Source organism: Desulforegula conservatrix Mb1Pa, assembly GCF_000426225.1.
In the GTDB taxonomy this organism is placed as follows: Bacteria; Desulfobacterota; Desulfobacteria; order Desulfobacterales; family Desulforegulaceae; genus Desulforegula; species Desulforegula conservatrix.
On the sequence record NZ_AUEY01000173.1, the window covers coordinates 1 to 1,483 of the forward strand.

Consider the following 1,483-nt stretch of genomic DNA (forward strand, 5'->3'; position numbering starts at 1 on the left):
CCAGCCATAGAAACACGAGCCTTAACCATTTCAGGCGAATCTTCTTTTTTAGGTTTTGGATCAATTATATCCTGAACTTTTACAGAATACTTGGCCACTTCGGCAGCAGCACCAGCAAGGGATTCATCAAGAGAATAATCAAGATCAATCAAGGATTCATTAATGGTAGGAATATTTGAATGTTTATTACGAACCTTCCGAATATCAACGTTAGGATCATAATCAACTTGAAGAGCCTTTTTCCATAATTGAATCAACTCTTCTTGACTAACATATACGCCACCTTTGAAATAAGAAGAAGGAACAACACCTATGGCATGTATATGTGGATGATAATCTCTATTAAGTGGATTATATGTAACTTCATTTGTACGAAAAATCCCCTTAATAGCTTGAAAACGCTTATATGATTTCAATCTATCAAAAGACTTTATTAAATGTGTAATCTCTTCAGATAATCTTTCAGAAGAACAATTTTTAATGGTCAAAGTAATAAAAACGAATTGATAATCAGGATATTTTTTAAGAACTTCATGAGCAACCATCAAAAACTGATGATACACAAAAAGAGACCTACGCCAAGAACACATTGAACATAATCTCTGCTTACAAAAATAAGCACGTTTTAAACGCTTCAAGTGACCTTGTGGACACTCTTCAAACTCAAGTTTAGTTCCACACTTATTCAAAAGATTAGACCGAAGACGATACAAATCAGCTCTATCTCGATCACATACCTTCAAAACATTATAAATGCTGGATAACTTTTCATTTGAAACTTTATGTTTTTTCCACGGTCGAGGTCTGCCAGAGGATGACAGATCAACCAACAAATCAGACATGATAGCCTTTCGGCTTGACCACTCAATTTCAATGTTTTACATTTGAAGGAGCATGGCGAATGCTTTGAGGGTTTCGGCCTCTCATAAGGCTCCGGGTGTTGGTAGCACCTTTGGAGCCTTTTTTATTTTATAGGAAAAATTGCTTTATCTCCCTGTATATCCACAGAACCATCCTTAATGGCCTTTTTAAACTTATCAAAAAGGTTTATTCCAAAATTAACAACAGGAAGAACCCCAACACCTTCAAGTAATACTGCTTGATCAAATCCAATATCAATCATGTTACGAATAAATTGACTACGAGGAACGCCATATTTATCTGCCATTGCCTCTATTTTATTTAGTTTCTCAACTTCAAAAACAATAGATACAGTCTTTTTAAGCTTATTATCTTTTTTCGTTTTCATAAAAACTCCATTTATGGAGACATAAGCAAAGCTATTTCTTTCTTATGTAAAAAATTAAATAAATGATAAAATCATATAAAATATTTTTTTAAAATACTTTCTAATAAAAAGCAACGAAAAAGTATCATTCCATTGACCTTTAAAAACAGCCTCAAAACCTCACCAGTCATGGGTTTAAGGCACTTTCCCAACCCCCGCGTTATTTCTATAGTATAAATACAAGGTGTAAGCGCT

Annotated in this window: 2 protein-coding genes; both read right to left on the reverse strand. The window is 33.9% G+C overall.

The annotated features are described in order from the left end of the window. The coding region (locus K245_RS0121640; RefSeq protein WP_027360818.1) for a protein rep at positions 1-842 on the reverse strand (842 nt) is incomplete at its 3' end. A gap of 122 nt (positions 843-964) precedes the next feature. After that, a complete protein-coding gene (locus K245_RS0121645) occupies positions 965-1,249 on the reverse strand; it encodes a hypothetical protein (RefSeq protein ID WP_027360819.1) in 285 nt (94 codons plus the stop codon). Between the last annotated feature and the right edge of the window lie 234 nt (positions 1,250-1,483).

Bases quoted from the DNA above. Each gene is read 5' to 3' on its own strand.
- K245_RS0121645 (WP_027360819.1), bottom strand. From the start codon at position 1,249: ATGAAAACGAAAAAAGATAATAAGCTTAAAAAGACTGTATCTATTGTT.